The following is a 21,609-nucleotide window of genomic DNA, read 5'->3' as shown; positions in this document are numbered from 1 at the left end:
CATGACCGATTTATCGACGGGCGCTGGCGCGGCGTACGGGGACCGGGATCCCGACGCGCTCGCCCGGCGGGCTGGGGAACGGGCGAACCCCGACCGCGATCAACACTTCCTCGTCGACGACCGCGTGCTCGACCGGATCCCCGCGTACCTCCCCGACGACGCCGATACGAGTCACCTCCTGGAGATCGGCGGGGGCGCAGGCGCGCTCACCGACCGGCTGCTGGCGGTCGCGGCTCGCGGCCGAGCCGGCGCCGACGGCGCGGCTGCCCCCGCGGACGCCGACCACGATCCCGGCCGCCTCTCCGTTATCGAGCGCGACGACGTCTTCGCCGACTTCCTCCGTGAGGAGTTCGCGACGGCCGTCGACGACGGCCTCCTCGACGTGATCGAGGGCGACGCGCTCGACGTCGATCTCCCGTCGTTCACCGCCTGCGTCGCGAACCTCCCGTACGGCGTCTCCTCTGAGATCGCCTTCCGGCTGCTCCCCGAGGGGAAGCCGCTCGTGTTGATGTTCCAGGCCGAGTTCGCAGAGCGCATGGTGGCGTCGGCCGGCGAGTCGGAGTACGGTCGGCTCTCGGTGTCCGCCCAGCACTACGCCGCCGTGGAGATCGTCGAGCGCGTCCCGAAGGAGGCGTTCGACCCGCAGCCCGCCGTCGAGAGCGCCGTCGTGCTGTGTACGCCTCGCGATCCCGACTACGAGGTGGGCGACGAGGCCTTCTTCCTCCGGTTCGTGAAAGCGCTGTTCACCCAGCGGCGCAAGACGGTCCGGAACGCGATCCGGAACACCGGTCACATCTCCGGGCTAGACGAGCCGGAGGCCGTCGTCGACGCCGCCGAGGAGGACCTGCTCAGTCGCCGCCCCGGCGACCTCGATCCGTCGGCGTTCGCGGCGCTGGCCGAGCTGGCGCGCGAGCACGGGTCGCCGACGGAGGTGTGAGGGCGGATGACGGGCGCGCGCATCGGTCTCGCGATCGACGTGCAGGGGCTGGTCTCGGGCAACGTCGAACGGATAGCGGTGTCGGCGTTGATCGTCGCGGTCGTGCTCGCCGCGCGGTACCTCACCCGTCGTCTGAAACAACGGGACACCGAGCTCTCCTCCACCCGGCGGCTGCTGCTGTCGGCGACTGTCGCGGGCGTGACGGCGGCCGGCGCGATCGCGCTGATCGGGGTGTGGGACCGGAGCGGAGCGCTCCTGGAGGCCGTTCGGTCGGCGGCGATCGCCGACCAGCTTTCGAACGTCGTGCTCGCGGTCGTGCTCTTGGCGATCGCGTACGCGGTCACGGACTTCCTCGGCGGCGTGATCCGCGAGGTCGCGAAGGAGAGCTCGTCGATCTCCGACCACCAACAGGAGGTGATCCTCCGCCTCACCCAACTGTCGATGTACACGGCCTCGCTGCTCGTGATCGTCGGGCTGTTCACCGACAACGTCGGCGGCCTCCTCGTCGGGGCCGGCTTTTTAGGGATCGTGGTCGGCATGGCGGCCCGCCAAACGCTCGGGGCGGTCCTCGCCGGCTTCGTGCTGATGTTCTCCCGCCCGTTCGAGGTGGGCGACTGGGTGGAAGTTGACGACCACGAGGGGACCGTCACGGAGATCTCGATCATGAGCACGCGCCTCCGGTCGTTCGACGGCGAGGTCATCACGCTGCCGAACGACGACGTGCGGTCGGGGTCGATCATCGATCGGTCCCGGCGGAACCGGTTGCGGATCGAGGTCGAGGTCGGCGTCGACTACGACACCGACATCGACCGCGCAGCGGCGGTGATCGAGGAGACCGCCGCCGAGGTCGAGGACGTGGCCGCGATGCCCGAGCCGAACGCCGTGACGAAGCGATTCGCCGACTCGGCGGTCGTGCTCGGGCTCCGCTACTGGATCCGGAACCCCAGCATGCGCAAGCGCTGGCGCACGCAGACCGCCGCGATGAACGCGATCAAGACGACGCTCGAAGACGAGGGGATCGTGATCCCCTTCCCGCAGCAGACGCTCTCCGCACGCGGTGGAGACGCCTCCGGTCCGCAGCTGGACGCGTCGGTCGAGGACCGTGCGGCGACGCGCGGTGAGTCGAGGTCCGGGGGTGACGACGGTGATTCGGACGCCGAGAGCGGTGACAACGGTGTTGACGCCGAGAGCGGTGACGGCTCCGACGCCGAGAGCGACGCCGATGGACCGGGGGAGTCGGACCGATGAGCGACGGCGATGGCGACCACGACGGCAACCACGACCACGACGGCGGTCTCGCGGAGCGTCGCGGCCTCGACGAGTCCGTCGTCTACCAGCCGGCCGAGGACTCCGGACTGCTCGCGGAGGCGGCCGTCGCGGAGGCGCACGGGCGGGCGCTTGAAGTCGGTACGGGCTCGGGCTGGGTCGCTCAGCGGATCGCCGAGGAGCGCGGGCTCGACGTGGTCGGCAGCGACCTCAATCCGCACGCGGCGCGACAGGCCCGCGAGCGCGGCGTCGAGGGGGTCGTCGCCGACCTCCTCAGCCCCTTCCGGGCGGACGCGTTCGACACGGTGTGTTTCAACCCACCGTACCTCCCGACCGACCCGGACAACGAGTGGGACGACTGGATGGAACACGCGCTCTCGGGCGGTCAGTCGGGACGCGAGCTCATCGAGCCGTTCCTCGCCGACGTGGGGCGCGTCCTCGCGCCCGGCGGCGTCGTCCTGCTGTTAGTCTCGTCGCTGACGGGATACGAGGAGGTGCTGAGCCTCGTCGACGACGCCGGATTCGCGTCCGAGCCGGTCGTCGAGGAGTCGTTCCCGTTCGAGACGCTCACGGTGTTGGCGCTGCGGCGGGAGTGAGGTGGGCACCCCCTCCCTCCCTCAGCGACGGCGACCACTAATAATTACTATAGAGCATAAAACACATTAGCAAATATTATACGACGGCATATCGAACCATCGGTGATGACTGAATACGTCGCGGCCACGCCGGGGTTGTACCCGCTCCCGGACTGGGCGAAAGAGACGCTCTCCGACCTGAAAGGACACCAGAAGGGTGACCTCCTGAGCGGCGACGAGAGCGAGGCGGTGACCAAGGAGTACGACGAGGTACGCGCGGAGTACGTCGCCGACCAGCTCGATGCCGGCCTCGACCGCGTCGTCGAGGGGCAGGGCCGCTGGGACGACATGATCGCGCATCCGCTGACGGTCCACGACAGCGTCGAGACCGGTGGGATCGTGCGGTACTACGACAACAACAACTTCTACCGCGACCCGCGGGTCGTCGACGACCTCGACTTCTCCGGCGACGTGGCGCGAGAGCTGGAGTCGGCGACCGACCTGATCGACGGCGAGGCGCCCCTCGCCGCGACGCTCCCCGGCCCCTACTCGCTGGCGGAACTTGCGACCGACGAGCACTACGGCGACGAGGCCGCGTTCCAGGCGGCGATCGCGGAGTTCCTCGCGGGCGAGGTCGAGGCGTTCCCCGCCCACGAGACGGTGTTCCTCCTCGAACCGTCGCTCGTCACGAACCCGCCGGCCGACGGCGAGGAGTCGGCCGCGACCGACGCGATCGCGACGGTCGCCGACGCGACCGACGCCGACGTGGTCGTCCAGACCGCCTACGGCGCGCTCGGCGAGAAGCTGTACGCCCATCTCGTCGACGAGGCGGGCGCGGACGCGCTCGGGCTCGACCTGGTCGCCGGCGACCGCGACGACACCGTGTATAACGTCCAGGAGTTCGGCGCCACCGACTCGCTCGCGCTCGGGCTCGTCGACGGGCAGAACACGCTCGTCGAGGAGCCGGAGACGATCGCGGAGCGCGTGGAGTGGTTCGGGTCACAGATCCCCGCCGAGGGATTCGACCGGACCTACCTGACGCCCAACACCGAGCTGTTCTACCTGCCCGCGAACAAGTACCGCGCGAAGCTGAACACGCTTTCCGCCGCCACGGAGGTGCTCGAGTAATGGTCCGAAACCCGTCCGCCAACCGCGAACAGTTCCGCCCGCACGACCACCCGAACGACGCGTTCCTGCTGACGACCGTCGTCGGCTCGTACCCGAAGCCGAAGTGGCTCAACCGGGTCGACGAGCTCGTCGACGACCCCGACTCGAAGTTCGACGCGTCGGACCTCGACGAGGCGCACGACGACGCCTGTCGGCTGATCACCCACGAGCACGAGCGCGCCGGGCTCGACACGGTCGTCGACGGCGAGATGCGCCGCAACGAGATGGTGGAGTTCTTCGCCGACCGCATCGACGGCTACGAGTTCAACGGCCCCGTGAAGGTGTGGGGCCACAACTACTTCGACAAGCCCTCGGTCGCCGAAGAGGTCGAGTACGACGAGCCGTGGCTCGTCGACGAGTTCGAGTTCACGTCCGAGGTGTCCGAGCGTCCCGTCAAGGTCCCGATTACGGGGCCGTACACCCTCGGATTCTGGGCGTTCAACGAGGCGTACCCCTCCACCGAGGAGCTGGTCTACGACCTCGCGGACCTCGTCAACGAGGAGGTCGAGAAGCTGGTCGAGGCCGGCGCCCGATACATCCAGATCGACGAGCCCGCGCTGGCGACGACGCCGGAGGACCACGCCGTCGTCGGCGAGGCCCTCGAACGCATCGTCTCGGGCATCGACGAGGAGGTCCGGATCGGCCTCCACGTCTGTTACGGCGACTACTCGCGGATCTACCCCGAGATCAACGACTACCCGATCGACGAGTTCGACGTGGAGCTGTGTAACGGCGACTTCGAGCAGATCCCCACCTTCACCGACCCCGAGTTCGAGCCCGACCTCGCGCTCGGCGTCGTCGACGCCCACACCGCCGAAGTGGAGCCCGTCGAGGAGATCAAAGAGAACATTCGACAGGGCCTCCGCGTCGTTCCGCCGGAGAAGCTCACCATCTCGCCCGACTGCGGGCTGAAGCTCCTCCCGCGCGACATCGCGTACGGGAAGACCGAGAACATGGTCACCGCGGTTCGCGAAGTCGAGGCCGAGATCGACGCCGGCGAGATCGACGTCGACAATCCGCTCGACGACTGACGCCGGCAGTACGCGTATGCCGCGGCGCCCGGACACGTCGTGGTCCGTGACACTGTGGTGCGGGTTTACTTACGATATGAAGAATTTTGCGGCGTTCTGTTTTGGTGTCGTTGTTTTTAATTCTTTTTCAGGGCGGATACGCTAAGGAAAACTGCAATAGATACTCCCTGCGATCATCTACCCATGCAGACGACGATACTCAACGGAGTCCTCGAAGCCCTCCGGATCGGTGTCGGGTTCCTCTGGACGGCGGCGTGGGCGATCATCATGGGACTCACGATCACGAGTCTCGTTCAAGTCTACGTCTCCAAAGAGCGAATGGCGCGGGTGCTGGGGGACGGCGATCTGAGTGGTCTCACCAAGGCGACCGTTTTCGGCGCGGCGAGCAGCGGCTGCAGCTTCGGCGCCGTCGCCATCGGAAAGGGACTGTTCAAGAAGGGGGCTCACGCCGTGAACTTCCTCGCGTTCATGTTCGCGTCGACGAACCTCATCGTCGAACTCGGGCTGATGATCCTGATTCTGCTGGGCTGGGAGTTCCTCCTCGCGGAGCTGCTCGGCGGCCTCGTTCTCATCGCCGTCATGGCCGTCATCGTCCATCTCACGCTTCCCGAGGCTCTCTTCGACGAGGTCCGGGAGACGCTCAACGAGCGCGACCGCGAGTCGGGAGTCAGCGAGGATCCGACCTGCGGGATGGAGGGCAGCGCGGAGCACGCGCTCACGACTGACGGCGGCGAGACGCTACGGTTCTGCTCGGAGGGATGTATGGAGACCTATCTTCAGGAGACGTCGAGTGCCGGCGGGCTTCGCGACGAGTTGCTGTCGTGGGGTGGGTGGTATAAAGTCGCCAATCAGTACCGCAAGGAGTGGTCGATGATCTGGAAGGACGTCATCGCGGGCTTTCTCATCTCGGGGTTCGTTATCGTCTTTGTGCCCCGATGGGTGTGGAACACCTTGTTCATCCAGGGTGACGGGCTGCTCGCGACCGCCGAAAACGCGGTCGTGGGCGTCGCCATCGCCGTCCTCAGCTTCGTCGGCAGCATGGGTAACGTCCCGTTCGCAGTCGCGCTGTGGGGCGGCGGGATCAGCTTCGCCGGCGTCATCGCGTTCGTCTACGCCGACCTCATCACGATTCCCGTGTTGAACGTTTACCGGAAGTACTACGGCTGGAAGATTATGCTGTACATCCTCGGCGTGTTCTTCGTCACGATGGCGTTCACCGGCTTCCTCATGGAGCTGCTGTTCGACGCCCTCGGTATCGTCCCGGATCTGGCCGGCGGCGAGACGGCGACCGAACAGACGTACTTCGAACGCAACTACACGTTCTACCTCAATCTTGTCGCCTTCGCGTTCTCCGGATTCCTCCTGTACGTCTATCGCCGGGGACTCGGCGCACCCGGGCGGTATCGCGACCCGGTCTGCGGTATGCGAACTGACGACAACGGCCCGAGCGCGTCCCACGAGGAGACGACATACTACTTCTGCTCGCGGACCTGCAAGCGAACGTTCGAAGAGGACCCGACGGAGTTCGCCGATCAGCGCTCGCAGATGACGGGCCACGATCACGACCACGATCACTGACGGCTTCAACGGGGATCCGCCGCGACGGTGGGGAACATCCTCATCGCGGACCGTGTCTCACGTGTGACGCCGGCGGGCAGTCTCCTGGATATTTATAACACGCCGCCGCCCACACCGCAGACATGGATATCGGCCTCACCGTCGGCGACGACATCGACCGCCTCGCGGCGTCGTCGACGCGGTTCGACTTCTACGAACTCGGGATCGGCGAGCCGACGCTCGCGCCGGGCGAGATCGACCCCGGACGACTCACCGACGCGCTCGCCGGCCGCGACCTCCTCGTCCACCTGCCGTACAGCCAGCGGCTGGCCACCTACGTCCCCGAGGTCAACGACGCCATCGTCGACTACCAGCGCCGGCTCCTCGAGGCCGCCGGCGACCTCGGCGCGGAGAAGGCCGTCCTCCACGCCACCTCCGCCGACCGCGACGACATCGACTTCAGGGAGACGGCCGGCGAGCAGCTTCGCCGGGTCGCCGACGCCGGCCGCGAGGCGGGCGTCGAGGTCGTCGTCGAGAACGTGGGCCACCAGCACGCGGGACTCCAGCTGTCGGTCCTCGGCGACCTCGCCCGAAAGACGGACACGCCGATCTGCTTCGACCTCGGTCACGCCTACATGGAGGGCGACAACAAAGCGATAAAGCGGTTCTTGCGGAGCCACGGCGACCGGATCTCCCACCTCCACTGTCACGACGCCCGCCGTCGCGGCGACACTCACCTTCCCGTGGGGGCCGGCGAAGTCGACTACGGGCTCGTGGAATCCGAGCTCGACGGGTTCGACGGAACGGTGGCGTTGGAGGTGTTCACCGACGACGAGACGCTTCTCCTCGACTCGGCCGAGCGGATCGCGGAGCGACTCGGCGTCGACTTCTAAACGACCGAATCGGTCCCGTCTCGCATTTAAAAAGCAGAGTCGCGGTCGTCAGGCCGAGTCGCGGTCGTCGTCGTTGTCAGCAGTCGGTTCGTCGTCTCCGTCCGCTCCGTCATCTCTCGCCGTTTTGTCGGCGGCCGTCGCCTCGTCCGCGGCAGCCGCCGCCTCGTCGTCGTCGAGCCGGCGCTTGATCGACTCGAGCTCCGACTCCACGTCGACCTCGGGCGCGGGGTCGTCGGCCTCCCCATTTTCGTCTTCCCCGTCCTCGTAGTCCGCGTCCGGGTCAGTCACGTCGATCCGGACGCCGCGGTCACGGTCGTTCCCTCCGGCGGAGTCGTCGGTGTCGGCGTCAGCGCGCCCGCCCGTCTGACCCTCGCCGCTCCGCCCGTCGAGTCGGTCGCGCCGCCCGCGCCGGGCCGCGTCGGCCTCGCGGCGCCCCTCATCGATCCGCGCTTCGATCTCCGCCGTGAGGTCGCGCGCGTCAGCGATGATCGACCGGGAGGCGGCCTCCTCCGGGAGATCGGCCTCCGAGAGCGCCGTGCGGAGCTCCGAGAGCGACCGCGACAGGCCGGCGCTGGCGCCGTCCCGCACGTCGCCGAGGCGGTCGGTCGCCGAGCCAGCCTCGTCGAGGGTCCGCCCGGGGTCGGCGAGCCGGAGCGTCCCCTGTACCAGCTCGAGCGACTTGATCGTCGTCTCGAGAAGGGCGATCACCGTCGGGATCGTGTACTGCTCGGTGAACCGAACGAGCTCGGAGAGGCGGGGCGGTCGAGGGGGGCCGCGACGGTCCCGCTCGGTCTCGCGGAGGTCGCGGCGGAGCTCGCCCAGCACGTCCTCGAGCTCGTCGAGCCGCTCTTCGAGGTCGTCGTCGCGTCGGTCGTCGCGGGAACTCATACCGTGACGTAGGTGGTCTGGAGATAAAAAGCCCAGTCGGCGTACGCGTCGTTTTTCAGACAGAGCGTTTCAGAACCCCTCGCGTAGGTGCGTCGTCCGCGGCGGGAACAGCGCGCGGAGGTCGGCGACGAGCGCGGAATCGACGGTGAGCCGACCGCCCCTGACCACCTCGTCGACCGATCTGTACCCGACGTACAGCTGTGAGAGGGTGCCAATATCGATCGCGGCGTCCGCGGTCGCGTCGGGCTCGGTTCCCTCGCTCTCGTCGATCCCGCCGTTCCCCGTCGGCTCGACCGCCACCGCACCGTCCGCGACGGCGACGCGGAACGTCTCGTCGTTCCAGTCGACGAGGGGGTCGGCGACCGAAAGCGAGAACGCGGTCTCGATCCTCGGATCCGGGGTGAGCGCTTCGAGGCCGGCGACGACGTCGACGAGCCGGACCATCGGTCCGGTCCGGACCTCGCAGTCGACGGCGCGCGGGTCCTCGACGAGGTCGAGCAGGGGCGCGTCCGGCGGGGCGCTGATCCGGACCTCGGCGACCTGCGAGTCGTGATTGCGGAAGAACCGGAGCAGTTGGAACCACGCCTCGTCGTCCGCGACGGCGACGTCGGTGACGCGCATCACGGTTCCGTCCGCGTCCTCCGCGTCGTCGTCGAAGGAGTACGCACAGAGTCCGCGGATCTCTCCGTCGCGCTCCCAGCCGTAGACGAACGGGTCGGTCTTCCAGCCCTGAAGGGCGCGCTCGCGCCACCACGCTTCGGTCCAGTCCATCGTCAGGTCGTAGCGCTCCGCCATCGCCGCGAGCACCGGCTTCACGGCCGTGTAGTCGTCCTCGTCGAGCCGACGGAAGCTCCCGGCGTCGCCGCCCGCGGTCGCGATCAGGTCGTCGACGAACCCGAGCTGGTCCGGCGGCGCGGTGAGGCGGCGGTAGCGGCTCGCGGTCGCCCAGCCGTAGTTGGCGTAAAAGGGGTACTCGAAGGGCCACAGCGTCGAGAGGAAGACGCCGCGCCCGCGGTACTCCGCCAGCGACTCCCGGAGCATGCGGCCGACGTTCCCCTGTCGACGGTGTTCCGGCGGGGACGCGACCGCGGAGAGCCCGGCGACCTCGCGGTCGGCGCCGCGGATCCGCAGGGGGAAGTAGTGGTGCCCGCACACCGCGATCGGGTCGTCGGCGGCGTCGAACAGCCCCCGCGTCTCGGCGATGGTGTCGTGGTCGTCCGCCTCCTCGGGGTCGTACGGTCCCGCTGCGGGAGCAAACGCGTACCGCATGAACGCGTCGAACTCGTCGGCGCGCTCGTCGGGAAACGATCGGTACTCCATATCTCGTCGGCTCACGGGAGCGGAATAAGTCTTCCCGGAGTGTGGGACGGTATCTCAGTCGAACTGATCGAGCTACCCTCAGTCGAACTGACCGCGCTGATACTGCACCGGCCACTCCGCGTCCGCGCCGAGCTCGTGGGCGGCCTCCAGCGGCCAGTACGGGTGCCGGAGCATCTCGCGACCGAGCGCGACGAGGTCGGCCCGCCCGTTTCGGACGAGGGCGTCGGCGTGGGTCGGCTCGGTGATTCCGCCGACCGCCGCGACCGGTACGTCGGTCCCCTCGCGGATCGCCTCGGCGTACGGCACCTGGTACCCCGGCCCCGTACCGGGGAGCTGCTGGTCCGGGTGGATTCCGCCGCCGGAGACGTCGATCAGGTCGGCCCCAGCCTCGGCGAGGAGGGGGGCCAGCCGCACGGAGTCATCCACGTCCCACGAGTCGCGGTCGGAGAGCCAGTCTGTCGCGGAGATCCGGACGAAGACGGGCTGATCGTCAGGCCAGACCTCGCGGACGGCGGCGACCACCTCGCGGACCAGCCGGGTGCGGTTCTCGAAGCTCCCGCCGTACTCGTCGTCGCGGTCGTTGGTGACCGGCGAGCAGAACTGGTGGAGCAGGTAGCCGTGGGCCGCGTGGACCTCCGCGACCTCGAAGCCGACGTCTCGCGAGCGCTCCGCGGCGGCCGCGAACGCGTCGATCACCTCGTCGATCCCCGGTTTGTCCAATCGGTGGGTCGCCGCCAGATCGTCGGCGGCGTCCGGGTCCGGATACGGCGCGTCGGTCGCGGAGACCGTCTCCCAGCCTGCCGGGTCGGCCTCGGGGATCGGGTCGCCGCCCTCCGCCGGTGGTCGGTGGGAGGCCTTCCGGCCGGCGTGTGCCAGCTGGATCCCGGGCGTCGCGCCCTGCGACCTGATAAATTCGACGGTAGATTCGATCGCCTCGGCGTGCTCGTCGGACCAGATTCCCAGACAGTCCGGCGTGATGCGACCGCGCGCCTCGACGGCGGTGGCCTCGGTCATCACCACGCCGGCGCCACCGGCGGCGCGAGAGCCGAGGTGAACCTGATGCCAGTCGTTCGCGAACCCGCCGTCCGCGGAGTACTGGCACATCGGCGACAGCATCACGCGGTTGCGGAACTCGGTATCGCGCAGCGTGAACGGGGTGAACAGCGAATCCGTCATCGTCTCCGCCGACGGCGGCCTCGGGCTAATGCGATCCGATCACCCGCCCGTCTCGCCGGCGCCGAAACGTCGCTTCTCGATCGCACAGCGGTTTAGGCTGACCGAAACCTATAACACCAAGCATCCCTGACGGACCGGTAATGACCGCTGGGGACCGAATCGAACGCGAGGTCGGAGAATCGTCGGACGCACGGCCAACGGTCGAAGCGAGCCGCTGCTCGCCCGATCGCACCGTCTTCACAGAAGAGGGGAACACGGACGCGTGGATCGCGACCGATCTGACCGTCGAGCTCGAGCGATAGCGGCTCGACGCTCAGCTTAGCCGCTTCGTCACCGCTCGCCACAGGCGACCGGCGATCCCGGACTCGCTCTCCTTTACGGGCTCCGAAAGCGTCCATCCCGCCTTCTCTGCCGCCTCCTCGATTGGCAGGTACTCGAAGCCGACATGGGTCGCGACGCGTCGGTTCCCGGCCCCCGAACCGACGAACACCGCCCGCGACGCGTCGGTCTCCTCGTAGATGTCGCCGAGCGTTCCCCACTTGTCCCAGTTCCGGAGCGCGTAGTCGTTCTGAATTCCCGTCTCGCGGACGAACCGCTTGACTGCGTCGGCGTCGTTGGCGACGATTCCGACGTGTCGGCTCCACTCTCTCGCGTCCGCGACCGCTGCCGCCGGGTCTGCGAGCCGCCGAGCGGCGCCGAGCGAGAGCACGAGCGTCACCTCGCCGGTGCGGTCGTCGGGGTCGTCGATGTCGATACCCATCTCTCGGGCACCGGTTCGTACCGGAGCGGCTAAACGGTGTGGTGAGACTTATCCGCCGACGGAGTCTTCGGTCGGTATCATGCAATTCGAGGACACCTTCGGCACGGGCGCGCCGGTGATCGGCATGGTACACCTCCCGCCCCTCCCGGGGGCGCCGAAGGCGCCGGGCGACGGTGCAGCTGCAATGCGGGACGCGCTCGACCGCGCTATCGCCGACGCCCGAGCGCTCGACCGCGGCGGCGTCGACGGGATCATGGTCGAGAACTTCGGGGACGCCCCGTTCTACCCCGACGACGCGCCGAAACACGTCGTCGCGAGTATCACCCGGGCGGCGACCGCGATCGCGGCCGAGACCGACCTTCCGCTCGGGATCAACGTCCTCCGGAACGACGCGGAGGCCGCCCTGTCGGTCGCCGCCGCGGTCGGCGCCGACTACGTCCGGGTGAACGTCCACACCGGCGCCCGGGTCACGGATCAGGGCGTCGTCCAAGGGAAGGCCCACGAGACGATCCGGCTCCGGGATCGACTCGGCGTCGATGTGGGCGTCTTCGCCGACACGGACGTGAAACACTCCGCGCCGCTCTCGGCGGAGGGGTACACCGCGGAGTCGTTCGCCGACACCGCCGAACGCGGGCTCGCGGACGCCGTAATCGCCTCGGGACGCGGGACAGGCGAGGCGATGGAGTTGGAGGCGCTCGAAGCGGTGGTCGCCGACCGCGAGGCGCACGGGCTCGACACGCCGGTCCTCGTCGGAAGCGGCGTCCGCGCCGACACGATCCGCGACGTGCTCTCCGTCGCCGACGGCGCGATCGTCGGCACCGCGCTCAAGGAGGGCGGGGAGACGACCGCCCCCGTCGACGCCGACCGGGTGGCGGCGCTCGTCGAGCGGGCGGACGAGGTCCGGTGAGTCGCTGGTGGGAGAAGAGAGCGACTCGCGACCCGCTTAGCGCCCTCGTTCCGCGAGAAACGCCTCTACGTCGTCGCGAGTGGGAAGCCCCGTCTGCGCGAACCGGGACGTGCAGTTGATCGCTGCGGCCGCGGCCGCGAACCGCGCGCCGTCGGCGACGCCGGCGCCCTCTCTTCCGGCAATCCACCGATCGATCAGCCCCGCGACGAACGCGTCCCCGGCGCCCGTCGCGTCGGCCACATCGACGTCGAACGCGTCAAACGCGGTGACCGCCCCGTCTGCGACGACCGTCATCCCGTCGGCGCCGTGGGTGAGAACTGTGCGGGGCCAGTCGTCGACCGGCAGTCGGGACCGGTCGCGACCGTCTCCCTCCCGCCCCCGCTGTGCGGCCGCGACGCGCTCCACCGCCGCGTCCGGCCCGCCGAAGTAGGCCGCGGCCGCCACGTCGCCGGCGACGAACAGGTCCGCGGCGTGGAGGAAGCGGTGGACCGTCTCCGGCTCGGTCCCGCGCCCGACGAGCTCCTCGACCCGGCCCGAGAGATCGAAGACGAGCGCGGGCGGGTCGGCGGCTGACTCGACGGTGTCGAGCACCGCCCGCGAGACCGCGTCGGGGGTGTAGCCCGTGACGAAGACGGTCTCGGTCGCGGCGAGCGCCGCGCGGTCCGCCTCACTCAGTCGAAGACGGCGGAAGCTCTCGCCAGTGGTGACGATGGCCCGCTCTCCCTCGGGGTCGCTGAGGATCACCGACCGCGTCGAGGAGTCGTCGCCGACCGAGACGCGAGAGGCGTCGACGCCGGTGTCCGCGAGGTACTCGCGAGCGCGCCGGCCGTACTCGTCGTCGCCGACGCGGCTCACGAGCCCCACGTCGCGTCCGAGCCGGTCGAGCGCGACGCAGACGTTGGCGCCGACGCCACCGAACGCGGTCGTCACCTCGCTCGCGAACGCACCCCCGTCCGGCTCGGGGAGGTTGCTGACGGCGTACCACTCGTCGATCGCCGCGGCGCCGACCGCGAGGATCGGAGGCGGTCCGGTCATGGACGCCGCGACTCGCTTCGTTCGCGCACGCTACGACTCACCGTACACCGACTCGTGGAGTTCCATCGCGGCCGCCTCGGCGATCGGTCCCTCGACCTCCGTGTCGCCATCGGCCCGGCGGATCACCTCCGCGCAGGGTATCGGGACCACGCCGCCGGAAAGCGCGTCGAGCGTCTCGCCCGCGACGCCGAAGACGACCCGCCCGATCCCGGCGTAGTAGATTCCAGTCGCGCACATCGGGCACGGCTCGGTGCTGGCGTACATCGTGCAGCGGGCGCGCTCGTCGGCGTCGAGTTCGCGACCCGCCCACCGCGCGAGCGCCAGCTCCGGGTGGGCCGCGAGGTCGTCCTCGGTCACCGTCTCGTTGCGCCGCTCGGCGACGATCTCGTCGTCGAGGACGAGCAGCGCGCCGAAGGGCGTGTTCCCCCTGTCGACGGCCTCCTCGGCGAGGTCGATCGCGCGGTCGACGTACTCGCGGTCGGTCGGAGTGGGGTCGGCCGTCGCGGGGTCGCTCGTCGCGTCGCCGTCGCTCCGGTCGTTCTCCAGGTCGTTGTTCGAGCCGTTCTCCGGGTCGTCACCCGGACTGTCGGCGGTCGAGTCGGTCATACCTCCGTGTTCGCCCGCGGCCACCTAACCTTTCGTCTGGGGCGGCGGAGTCACTTGTTGGGATCGGTGTTCTCGGCGTCTGTCCCGACGCTTTCGGTGTTCTCAGCGTCCGCGTCACCGCTCTCGGCCGCGCCCACGCCCGGCGCCGATCCGTTCTGACGAACGTCGCGAAGCGCGTCGACGGCGTCGTCGGTCGCTCTCGTCCGCGTCTCGGTCGCTGCACTCGGGTCTAGCCGGTCGTTCGCGTCGCTGTCGGGGTCGTCTTCACCCGCTGATTCCGCGGTCGCCGACTGCGCCTCGCCTGCCAGGTCGTCTCCGTCCGCCCCGCCGAACAGTTCGCCGAGCCACGCACGGAGTCGTGAGAGCAGTCCCATGGTCAGTAGTTTTTAAACAGCAGTGCCCGCACGTCGTCTTTCGTCCGTGCCGTCTCGACGTTGCCGTCCGGCAGATCGACCTCGTACCGGGCGTCGCCGTCGGCCTCGCGCCACTTGTCGTCGTGGGTGTCGAGCAGGCTCATCATTGCGTTCAGCTGGCTGGCCCCCTCGTCCTCGCTCTCGGTGGCGTCGTCCTCGCTCACGTCGTCGTCGTCCGCCTCGTCGTTTGCATCGTCCTCGTCCGCCTCGTCCTCAGTCACCTCGTCGTCCGGCTCGCCGTCTCCCAAGTCGACGTCGACCCGCGAGAAGGGGTCGGCCGCGAGCGTCGCGGCCGCGTCGAGGACCGCCTCGATCAACTCCGACTTCGTCATGTCGCTGCGGCCGCTCACGTCGAACGCGGCGGCGATCGAGTACAGGTCCATCTCGTCGGCCGCGTCGGGATCGCCGTGCTTCCGGTTGCGCGCTGCGAGCCGCTCGCGGGCACGATCGCGGTCGAACGGAGCGCCGTCGTCGCGGGTCGGCGGGTCCGCAGCGGCGTCGGCGGCTGGCTCGCCCGCGAGGGCGTCGGCGGACGCGGCGCGCTCGGGGTCGTCGACGGCGTCGGCCAGATCGAGCAGGTACGCCAGCGTGTCCTCGGTGTCCACGGAGGCGTACGCGCCCGCGTGCGTCGCGGCCAGTTCCTTACGGAGCGACTCGATCCGCTCTCGGTGGTCGTCGGTGATCTCGATGGTCGGCATGGTCAGTCGTGTTCCTCCTGAAACCGTGCGAACGCGTCCTCCCAGCTCTCGGCGAGCCGCGGCTCGCCCGAGTGGTCCGCCTCGACGCCGGCGTACCCGCACTCGTCGCAGGTGACCGCCGTTGCCCCGCCGAGCGCGAACGTCGACAGGGCGGAGCCGCAGCGGGGGCAATCGGGTGACACGGTTGCTCGTGTGGAGCCAAGATGCCGGCCCTCAAAAGGACATGGGGTAACAATCATTAGAGTCGGCGCAGACGTTCCCGTATGAGCGAGTCGAACGCCGAGAACGCCCTCTTGGGGTACTACCGCCGCTACGTCGGGGATCCCGACCGGACGATCGATGTATACGCCGGCTTCGGGCTCTTCTTCGCCGGGATCGCGCTCGGGTTGATCGGCGTCGCCGTCTTCCTCTACAGCGCGACGCTCCCGCAGAACACGCTGTCGACGTACTCCGTCCGTCAAGTCGCCGCCGTCGCCGGCGCGGTCGGGCTCCCGACGTTGTTGTTGAGCGTCGTCGTCCTGCTTCCGGTCGACCGTCGGATGCTCTTCCTCGGGGGCGCCGGCACCGCCGTCACGCTCGTCGCGACCGGGCTGTTCGTCTGGGCGTACCCGTTCCACTGGAACGTGCCGAACTCCACCGACTACAGCGCTCAGGTCGTCGCCGTCTACACGCTGGGGCTCGTGGCCGTCATCGCGGCGACCGGCGGCGCGCTGGTCGCCCATCGCGTCGAGCGCGCGGCGGGAGGTGCCGCTGGCGCCGCGGGCGCCGGAGCAGCGGGCGACCAGCGCGCCGCCGGTGCCTCCGCGTCGGGGGATTCTGCGACCGGTGAGGACGAGGCGGTCACCGATGCCCAGGTGCGCGCGGACATCGAACGCGAACTGGAGGACGCGGAGCTGACGTGGGGCGGCGTCGAGCGCTCCGAGACGCGTCGGCTGCAGCTGGACACCGGCGCCGCCGCCGACGTCGACGTCGACACGGAGCAGCTCGTCGGCTCCGCGACCGAGACGCGGACGACCTCCGGCACGGTCAACGACGCCGTCTCCAACTTAAAAGGGCTGCAGGGCGGCGAGACGCAGACCGCGAGCGGCGAGGGGACCGACAATCAGGCCGCCGCGCTTCGGGAGCTCCGCGAGCAGAAGCGACGGGAAGAAGCGGCTGAGGCCGAGGAGGGGGGCTCGGTCGTCGACCGGATCAAGGGGCTGTTCGACTGAGCGAGTCAAAACTCGTTGCCGTCGGCGGAGCGACGGTGCGCCACTCGAACCCGTGGTCTCGGAGCGTCTCCGTGAACTCGTCTAACGGCCGTTGGACCGTACCGACGTATTCGATGTCGCGAAGCCGGTACTCGGGCTGTCCGAACCGCTGTGCGAATCGGGTGACGAAGGGACCGAGTCGCTGTCGCACGCGGTAGGAAACGTCCGGTTGGAGGGTCTCTTTGATGGTTCGCATCCGTGATCGTCAGGTTCCGAAGGGCTCAAATGTGTTGTCGCGTCGCCGAAGGTACCGGAGCCGAATGCCCCTCGGCCGTCCATCGCGCATTTATATACTTCCCGCCGTCTACTCCGGGTGTGTCCAGCGTCACCGTTAGCATCGATCCCCACGTCCACTCGGACGACAGTTACGACGGCCACGAGCCGGTGGATCTCATCTTGGAACACGCCGCCGAGATCGGGCTCGACGCAGTGGTCATCACCGACCACGACGTGATCGGCGAGTCGAAGCGGGCGGCCGATATCGCCGACGAGTACGGCCTGATCGGGATCCCCGGCGTCGAGGTGTCGACCGCGCACGGTCACCTGCTCGCGATCGGCGTCGAGCGCATGCCGCCGCGCCGACGCCCCTACGACGAGACGGTCGCGTGGATCCGCGACCACGGCGGCGTCGCGATCGTCCCCCATCCCTTCCAGCGCTCGCGTCACGGCGTCCGCGAGCGGAACATCCCTCTCCCGGATTCGGACGAGGGGGAAGTCGAGTCGAGCGCCGATGACGGCGGGACCGACGCGAACCGCGATGTCGCCGAGGTCGACGCGATCGAGGTGTTCAACGCGTGGCTGTTCACCGGCTACCGAAACCGCCGTGCGCGACGGTTCGCGGCCGAACACGGCTATCCGGGGATCGCCGCAAGCGACGCTCACCATTTAAAGTACGTCGGGCGCGCGTTCACCGAAGTCGAGATCGGTGGGCGCGAGTCGGTCGACGCGGTCACGGCCGACGACGTGCTCGACGCGATCCGGAACGGGACGACGCGGGTGGACGGCCGCCGCGCGCCGGTCCCGATGGCGGCGAAACACTACGTCGGCGCGGCCGGCCGCAAGTCAGGATACTACGCGCGGACCAGCGCGACACGCAGCGCGACCGCCGCGAGCCGCGGGGTCACAGAGGTCGTCTCGACAGTCCGAGTCGCCGTCTCGCAGGGCGCGCACCGCGCCGCGCGCGTCCTCTCTTGGGTGACCTGATCGCCTCGTCGGAGACGGGTTTTTGCTTGCGGGCGCGAAACAACCGTTCATGAGTCACGATAGACGCGAGGCCGGATTCAAGCGGCGGACCCGCGTCGCGGACGCGCTGGCGACGCTGCTCGACGCGGCCGACTCTCACGGTCGGACCGAGTCGGCACCGCTCGTCGACGCGGACGGACGGGTCCTCGCCGAACCGATCGACGCCCCGGCCCCGGTCCCGAGCTACGACCGCGCGGCGATGGACGGGTACGCGGTCCGCGCCGAGGACACCTTCGGCGCGTCCGACCGGTCGCCGACGGTGTTGCGGGCGGTCGACACTGAGGCCGACTCGATCGCGCCGAGCGAGGCCGCGCGGGTACACACGGGGAGCGCGGTCCCCGAAGGAGCCGACGCGGTCGTGATGATCGAGCAGGTCGAGACGGTCGGCGACGAGATTGAAGCGTTCGACGCAGTCGCCGAGGGCGAAAACGTCGGCGAGGCCGGCGAGGACGTTGCGGACGGCCAGCGCCTCTTCGACGCCGGGCACGTCCTCCGCCCCTCCGACCTCGGCCTCCTGAAGTCGGTCGGACTCGACGCCGCCCCCGTCTACGAGCGGCCGACCGTCGCCGTGATCCCGACCGGTGAGGAGCTGGTCCAGTCCGATCCCGGCCCCGGCGAGGTGATCGAGACGAACGGGCTGACCGTCTCGCGGCTGGTCGAGCGGTGGGGCGGAGAGGCCCGCTACCGCGACGTGGTCACCGACGACGAGGCCGCGCTCGCGGCCGCGATCGAGGCCGACCTCGACGCCGACGTGGTCGTCACCACTGGGGGGTCCTCGGTCGGCGAGCGCGACCTGCTTCCGGAGGTCGTCGACTCCATCGGCGAGGTGCTCGTTCACGGCGTCGCTCTGAAGCCGGGCCACCCGGTCTGTCTCGGTGCGGCTGACGGGACCCCGATCGTCTCGCTACCGGGGTATCCCGTCGCCTGTATCGTCAACGCGGCGCAGTTCCTCCGACCGCTCCAGAAGCACGTCGGCGGGACGACTGCGAACTCGTTCCCGACGCGGCGCGCGACGCTCACCCAGAAGGTGCCGAGCGAGCCCGGCACGCGGACGTTCGCGCGGGTGTCGCTCTCTCAGAGCGAGACCGACGGCGGCGATGAGTCGGCTCATCCCGCCGCCACGCCGACGCGCGCTAGCGGCTCCGGTATCTTATCGAGCGTCGCGCTCGCGGACGGTTGGGTCGTCGTTCCCGAGCCGCGGGAGGGGATCGACGCCGGCGAGGTCGTCAACGTGGAGTTGTGGGAGGAGAACCGATGAGCGACCGCAAGGAGTTCCGCGACCTCGCGACCCCCGAGGCTGCCCGCGAGGCGATCGACGACCTCGACCTCTCGCCGGCGCCGGAGACGGTCCCGGTAGAAGAGGCCCGCGGCCGGGTCCTCGCAGAGCGGATCGACGCCGCTATCGACGTGCCGGGGTTCGACCGCGCCTCGATGGACGGGTACGCGGTCCGCGCCCGCGACACGTTCGGCGCCGACGAGGCCGACCCGACCGAACTCGACCTCGTCGGGGCGGTCCACGCGGGCGCCAAACCGGACGTGACCGTCGACCCCGGGACCTGCGCCGAGATATCTACCGGGGCCGTGATGCCCGATGGCGCCGATGGGGTGGTGATGGTCGAGCGGACCGAGGAAGTCGGCGAAGACTCGGACGCCGAGTCCGGACCCGATCGGATCGCGGTCCGGACCGCCGTCGCCCCGGGCGACCACGTGATGAGCGCCGGCGCCGACATCGCCGCAGGCGCCCGCGCTCTCGGTCCCGAAACGCGGCTGACGCCCCGCGAGATCGGGCTGCTCTCGGCGCTCGGCGTCGACGAAGTCCCCGTCAGGGGAAAACCGCGAGTCGGGATCGTGTCGACCGGCGACGAGCTGGTGCGTCCCGGTGAGGACCTCGATTCCTCTCGCGGCGAGATCTACGACGTGAACTCGACGACGATCGCGGCCGGCGTGGAGGAGGCCGGCGGTGAGCCCGTCCTCTACCCCCACGCCGGCGACGACTACGACGAGATGGAGCGGCTGCTCCGGCGCGCGGCCGACGAGTGTGACCTCGTGCTCTCGTCGGGGTCGACCTCGGCGAGCGCGGTCGACGTGATCTACCGCGTGATCGAGGAGCGCGGCGACCTCCTGCTCCACGGCGTCGCGGTCAAACCCGGCAAGCCGATGCTGGTCGGGCGGCTCGACCGCGGCGGGAGCGACGCGGCGCCCGGGAGCGACCGCACCGGCGAGTCCGCGTACATCGGTCTCCCCGGCTACCCCGTCTCCGCGCTCACGATCTTCCGGACGTTCGTCGCGCCCGCGATCCGTGAGGCGGCCGGCCAGCCCGAACCCGCGACGGCGACCGTCGAGGGACGGATGGCCGTCGGCGAGCGCTACGGCGAGGGCCGCATGCGGCTGATGCCGGTCGGACTGCTCGACCTGAACGACGGCGAATCCCCGCTCGTCTACCCGGTCGACAAGGGCTCCGGCGCGACGACGAGCCTCGTTGAGGCCGACGGCGTCGTCGCGGTCGACCCGGACACCGAATACCTCGACCGTGGCGAGCGCGTCACCGTGCAGCTGTTCTCCCCAGACGTGCGCCCGCCGACACTACTCGGCGTCGGCGAGGACGACCCGGCGCTCAATCGGCTGCTGGACCGGCTAGAGAACCCTCGCTACCTCCCGGTCGGCTCCCGAGAGGGGCTCCGTCGGCTCCGAGACGGCGTGCCAGACGCGGCGGTCGTCGCGGGGCCAACCGACCGCGACGTCGACGCCGTTGACCTCGGCGAGTGGACCCGCGAGTGGGGGATAGTCGTCCCAAAGGGTAACCCGGACGACGTGACTGGACTCGCCGACCTCGTCGACGGCGATCTGCGCTTCGTCAACCGCCCGACCGACTCGGGGCTTCGCCGGAGTTTCGACGACGCGCTTGGCGACCTCGCGGCCGACCGCGACGCGTCGCGCGGCGACCTCACCGAGCGAATCGACGGCTACGAGCTGACGGTCCGCGCGTTCGAGAGCCCGGTCAGAAAGGTGATCGCGGGCGACACCGACGCCGGGCTCGGGCTCCGAGAGACGGCCGCGCGGCTCGGCTGCGGGTTCGTCTCGCTCGGCGAGCAGGCGGTCGCGGTCCGCGCCGCACCCGACCGGGTGAAACGTGAGGCGGTCGCGGAACTTGCGGACGCGCTGGACGACCTCGATAACCTCCTCGTTGACCTCCCGGGCTACTCGCGAAAGAGTCGGAACGACCCCTGACCGACGACGACCTCTGCAGTATCGCCGTTCGTCGCGCTGGTGACGCTCATGTCACTGACGCCGATCGAGCCGCCGGACCTGACGATCGTCGCCTCCGCTCTGAGGTCGCCGGTCGCAGGCCGGAGATAATTGGCGTTGAGATTCACTGTCGCGACATCGCTCGAGAGTGGCTCCTCGAAGGCGGTGCGCTGGACGATCCCGCCCGCGGTGTCGATGAGCGTCGCGGCCACGCCTCCGTGGATGGTGCCGCCGTCGCTGTTTGTCAGCTTGTCGTCGTATGGGATCGAGAGAACGACACGGCCGCGTTCGAAGACATCGACGGACGTGTTCAGCCACGAGAGGTAGCCGTGCTCTTCTTCGATCCGGTGTTCGATACGCTCGACCGCTGCCGTCGGCAGCGGCTCCATCGCCTCGACTTCGCTCCGATCCATACCCCACTCTCGGCGTCCCCCGGTTTGTAGCCCTCGAAACTCGCAAGAACGGCGTTGAGGTTGGAAAGATGGGAACGAGACGAGGGCCCCTCGGCCGATGCCTTATCTGTGATTCCGCAGTATCCGTCCCGTGACCTGACACCTCATCCCGCGGCGGCCGAGGCGGGAGCCCGGCGCACCGCCGCGGCGGATCGTTCGCGCCGGCTGTTCGCCATCACTCTCGCTAGCT

General features: G+C 69.4%; 24 protein-coding genes. 13 read left to right on the top strand and 11 right to left on the bottom strand.

What is annotated here, in order from left to right:
- The first annotated feature begins 1 nt into the window (after window position 1).
- The 7 genes from ACNS88_RS00455 (at window position 2) to ACNS88_RS00425 (ending at window position 7,426) form a co-directional block, all read left to right on the top strand.
- Complete coding sequence (locus tag ACNS88_RS00455) at window positions 2-937, top strand: 16S ribosomal RNA methyltransferase A (protein ID WP_435092837.1); 936 nt, start codon at window positions 2-4, stop codon at window positions 935-937.
- 6 nt (window positions 938-943) lie between these two features.
- Entirely contained in the window at window positions 944-2,185 is a 1,242-nt protein-coding gene (locus ACNS88_RS00450; RefSeq protein ID WP_435092835.1) for a mechanosensitive ion channel family protein, read from the top strand.
- A complete protein-coding gene (locus ACNS88_RS00445; protein WP_435092833.1) occupies window positions 2,182-2,799 on the top strand; it encodes a HemK2/MTQ2 family protein methyltransferase in 618 nt (205 codons plus the stop codon). The genes ACNS88_RS00450 and ACNS88_RS00445 overlap by 4 nt, the downstream gene beginning before the upstream one ends.
- A 105-nt stretch (window positions 2,800-2,904) precedes the next feature.
- Window positions 2,905-3,906, top strand: a complete 1,002-nt coding sequence (locus ACNS88_RS00440; protein ID WP_435092831.1) for a 5-methyltetrahydropteroyltriglutamate--homocysteine methyltransferase — start codon at window positions 2,905-2,907, stop codon at window positions 3,904-3,906.
- Window positions 3,906-4,976: a methionine synthase gene (locus tag ACNS88_RS00435; protein ID WP_435092830.1), complete on the top strand. Its 1,071-nt coding sequence runs from the start codon at window positions 3,906-3,908 to the stop codon at window positions 4,974-4,976. Before ACNS88_RS00440 ends, ACNS88_RS00435 begins: the two co-directional genes overlap by 1 nt.
- Window positions 4,977-5,159: 183 nt before the next feature.
- A complete protein-coding gene (locus ACNS88_RS00430) occupies window positions 5,160-6,554 on the top strand; it encodes a permease (RefSeq protein WP_435092828.1) in 1,395 nt (464 codons plus the stop codon).
- A 122-nt stretch (window positions 6,555-6,676) separates the two neighbouring features.
- Window positions 6,677-7,426, top strand: a complete 750-nt coding sequence (locus ACNS88_RS00425; RefSeq protein ID WP_435092826.1) for a sugar phosphate isomerase/epimerase family protein — start codon at window positions 6,677-6,679, stop codon at window positions 7,424-7,426.
- A 48-nt stretch (window positions 7,427-7,474) separates the two neighbouring features.
- Here the strand turns inward: ACNS88_RS00425 and ACNS88_RS00420 are convergent, their stop codons facing one another.
- The 3 genes from ACNS88_RS00420 to ACNS88_RS00410 all read right to left on the bottom strand — a co-directional run bounded on the left by ACNS88_RS00420 (window position 7,475) and on the right by ACNS88_RS00410 (window position 10,810).
- Entirely contained in the window at window positions 7,475-8,314 is an 840-nt protein-coding gene (locus tag ACNS88_RS00420) for a DUF7547 family protein (RefSeq protein WP_435092824.1), read from the bottom strand.
- Between the two features lie 69 nt (window positions 8,315-8,383).
- A complete protein-coding gene (locus ACNS88_RS00415) occupies window positions 8,384-9,634 on the bottom strand; it encodes a GNAT family N-acetyltransferase (protein WP_435092822.1) in 1,251 nt (416 codons plus the stop codon).
- A gap of 78 nt (window positions 9,635-9,712) precedes the next feature.
- Entirely contained in the window at window positions 9,713-10,810 is a 1,098-nt protein-coding gene (locus ACNS88_RS00410; protein ID WP_435092820.1) for an NADH:flavin oxidoreductase/NADH oxidase, read from the bottom strand.
- Between the two features lie 140 nt (window positions 10,811-10,950).
- Between ACNS88_RS00410 and ACNS88_RS00405 the strand changes: the two genes are divergently transcribed.
- Window positions 10,951-11,112, top strand: a complete 162-nt coding sequence (locus ACNS88_RS00405; RefSeq protein WP_435092818.1) for a hypothetical protein — start codon at window positions 10,951-10,953, stop codon at window positions 11,110-11,112.
- An 11-nt stretch (window positions 11,113-11,123) separates the two neighbouring features.
- On the opposite strand, the gene ACNS88_RS00400 is transcribed toward ACNS88_RS00405, so the two are convergent.
- Window positions 11,124-11,570 (bottom strand): DUF7124 domain-containing protein, encoded by a 447-nt coding sequence (locus ACNS88_RS00400; protein ID WP_435092816.1) that lies wholly within the window; start codon window positions 11,568-11,570, stop codon window positions 11,124-11,126.
- A 79-nt stretch (window positions 11,571-11,649) separates the two neighbouring features.
- On the opposite strand from ACNS88_RS00400, the gene ACNS88_RS00395 reads away from it, so the two are divergent.
- Window positions 11,650-12,477 carry a BtpA/SgcQ family protein gene (locus ACNS88_RS00395; protein ID WP_435092814.1) on the top strand — a complete coding sequence of 276 codons (828 nt, stop codon included), beginning with the start codon at window positions 11,650-11,652 and terminating at the stop codon, window positions 12,475-12,477.
- Between the two features lie 36 nt (window positions 12,478-12,513).
- Here the strand turns inward: ACNS88_RS00395 and ACNS88_RS00390 are convergent, their stop codons facing one another.
- The 5 genes from ACNS88_RS00390 to ACNS88_RS00370 are packed head-to-tail and all read right to left on the bottom strand — an operon-like array spanning window position 12,514 to window position 15,411.
- Window positions 12,514-13,512 carry a carbohydrate kinase family protein gene (locus ACNS88_RS00390; RefSeq protein ID WP_435092812.1) on the bottom strand — a complete coding sequence of 333 codons (999 nt, stop codon included), beginning with the start codon at window positions 13,510-13,512 and terminating at the stop codon, window positions 12,514-12,516.
- A gap of 30 nt (window positions 13,513-13,542) precedes the next feature.
- Entirely contained in the window at window positions 13,543-14,118 is a 576-nt protein-coding gene (locus ACNS88_RS00385) for a nucleoside deaminase (RefSeq protein WP_435092810.1), read from the bottom strand.
- A 50-nt stretch (window positions 14,119-14,168) separates the two neighbouring features.
- On the bottom strand, window positions 14,169-14,492 hold the full coding sequence (locus tag ACNS88_RS00380; protein WP_435092808.1) for a hypothetical protein: 324 nt from the start codon (window positions 14,490-14,492) through the stop codon (window positions 14,169-14,171).
- A gap of 2 nt (window positions 14,493-14,494) precedes the next feature.
- Window positions 14,495-15,229, bottom strand: a complete 735-nt coding sequence (locus tag ACNS88_RS00375) for a Rho termination factor N-terminal domain-containing protein (protein ID WP_435092806.1) — start codon at window positions 15,227-15,229, stop codon at window positions 14,495-14,497.
- A gap of 2 nt (window positions 15,230-15,231) precedes the next feature.
- Window positions 15,232-15,411 (bottom strand): zf-TFIIB domain-containing protein, encoded by a 180-nt coding sequence (locus tag ACNS88_RS00370; protein ID WP_435092804.1) that lies wholly within the window; start codon window positions 15,409-15,411, stop codon window positions 15,232-15,234.
- Window positions 15,412-15,492: 81 nt separating this feature from the next.
- Here ACNS88_RS00370 and ACNS88_RS00365 point away from each other — a divergent pair, with 81 nt between their 5' ends.
- A complete protein-coding gene (locus ACNS88_RS00365) occupies window positions 15,493-16,440 on the top strand; it encodes a cell division protein CdpA domain-containing protein (protein ID WP_435092802.1) in 948 nt (315 codons plus the stop codon).
- Here the strand turns inward: ACNS88_RS00365 and ACNS88_RS00360 are convergent.
- Window positions 16,421-16,675, bottom strand: coding sequence for a hypothetical protein (locus tag ACNS88_RS00360; RefSeq protein ID WP_435092800.1), 255 nt, complete (start codon window positions 16,673-16,675; stop codon window positions 16,421-16,423). The genes ACNS88_RS00365 and ACNS88_RS00360 overlap by 20 nt on opposite strands.
- A gap of 119 nt (window positions 16,676-16,794) precedes the next feature.
- On the opposite strand from ACNS88_RS00360, the gene ACNS88_RS00355 reads away from it, so the two are divergent.
- Genes ACNS88_RS00355 through ACNS88_RS00345 form a run of 3 tightly spaced genes read left to right on the top strand, consistent with a single transcriptional unit; the run spans window position 16,795 to window position 20,949 of the window.
- Window positions 16,795-17,682, top strand: coding sequence for a CehA/McbA family metallohydrolase (locus tag ACNS88_RS00355; RefSeq protein WP_435092798.1), 888 nt, complete (start codon window positions 16,795-16,797; stop codon window positions 17,680-17,682).
- Between the two features lie 49 nt (window positions 17,683-17,731).
- On the top strand, window positions 17,732-18,979 hold the full coding sequence (locus ACNS88_RS00350; protein ID WP_435092796.1) for a molybdopterin molybdotransferase MoeA: 1,248 nt from the start codon (window positions 17,732-17,734) through the stop codon (window positions 18,977-18,979).
- On the top strand, window positions 18,976-20,949 hold the full coding sequence (locus tag ACNS88_RS00345; protein WP_435092794.1) for a molybdopterin biosynthesis protein: 1,974 nt from the start codon (window positions 18,976-18,978) through the stop codon (window positions 20,947-20,949). Before ACNS88_RS00350 ends, ACNS88_RS00345 begins: the two co-directional genes overlap by 4 nt.
- On the opposite strand, the gene ACNS88_RS00340 is transcribed toward ACNS88_RS00345, so the two are convergent.
- A complete protein-coding gene (locus ACNS88_RS00340) occupies window positions 20,919-21,380 on the bottom strand; it encodes a PaaI family thioesterase (protein ID WP_435092792.1) in 462 nt (153 codons plus the stop codon). The two genes, ACNS88_RS00345 and ACNS88_RS00340, sit on opposite strands and share 31 nt — an antisense overlap.
- Between the last annotated feature and the right edge of the window lie 229 nt (window positions 21,381-21,609).

This window comes from Halorubrum shenae, from assembly GCF_051194165.1.
GTDB lineage: Archaea > Halobacteriota > Halobacteria > Halobacteriales > Haloferacaceae > Halorubrum.
This window is presented reverse-complemented; position numbering and strand designations above follow the sequence as displayed.